1 protein-coding gene is annotated in these 1,017 nt (G+C 64.0%); it reads left to right on the plus strand.

Going from position 1 to position 1,017, the window contains the following annotated elements; genetic code table 11:
- Positions 1 to 1,017 (plus strand): elongation factor Tu (gene tuf / locus ACYVHH_RS18355; protein ID WP_460566906.1); only part of this gene is annotated, 1,017 nt, incomplete at both ends.

Genomic DNA, 1,017 nt, shown 5'->3' on the forward strand with positions numbered 1-1,017 from the left:
GCAAGACCACGCTGACGGCTGCCATCACCACCGTGCTGGCCAAGAAGTTCGGCGGTCAGGCCAAGGCCTACGACCAGATCGACGCGGCTCCCGAAGAGAAGGCCCGCGGCATCACCATCAACACCGCCCACGTCGAGTACGAGACGGCCAACCGCCACTACGCTCACGTTGACTGCCCCGGCCACGCCGACTACGTCAAGAACATGATCACCGGTGCTGCCCAGATGGACGGCGCCATTCTGGTGTGCTCCGCCGCTGACGGCCCGATGCCCCAGACCCGCGAACACATCCTGCTGTCCCGCCAGGTGGGCGTGCCCTACATCATCGTCTTCCTGAACAAGGCCGACATGGTGGACGACGCCGAACTGCTCGAGCTGGTCGAGATGGAAGTGCGCGAGCTGCTGTCCAAGTACGACTTCCCCGGCGACGACACCCCCATCATCAAGGGTTCGGCCAAGCTGGCACTGGAAGGCGACACGGGCGAGCTGGGCGAGCAGGCCATCATGAAGCTGGCCGAGGCGCTGGACACCTACATCCCCACGCCTGAGCGTGCTGTGGACGGTACCTTCCTGATGCCCGTGGAAGACGTGTTCTCCATCTCTGGCCGCGGCACCGTGGTGACCGGCCGTGTCGAGCGCGGTATCGTCAAGGTCGGCGAGGAAATCGAGATCGTCGGTATCAAGCCCACCCAGAAGACCACCTGCACCGGCGTGGAAATGTTCCGCAAGCTGCTGGACCAGGGTCAGGCTGGCGACAACGTCGGTATCCTGCTGCGCGGCACCAAGCGTGAAGACGTCGAGCGCGGCCAGGTGCTGTGCAAGCCCGGCTCCATCAAGCCGCACACCCACTTCACCGGTGAGGTGTACGTGCTGAGCAAGGACGAGGGCGGCCGTCACACCCCGTTCTTCAACAACTACCGTCCGCAGTTCTACTTCCGTACGACCGACGTGACCGGCTCCATCGAGCTGCCCGAGGGCAAAGAGATGGTGATGCCTGGTGACAACGTGTCGATCACGG

The organism is Hydrogenophaga aquatica (assembly GCF_054780915.1).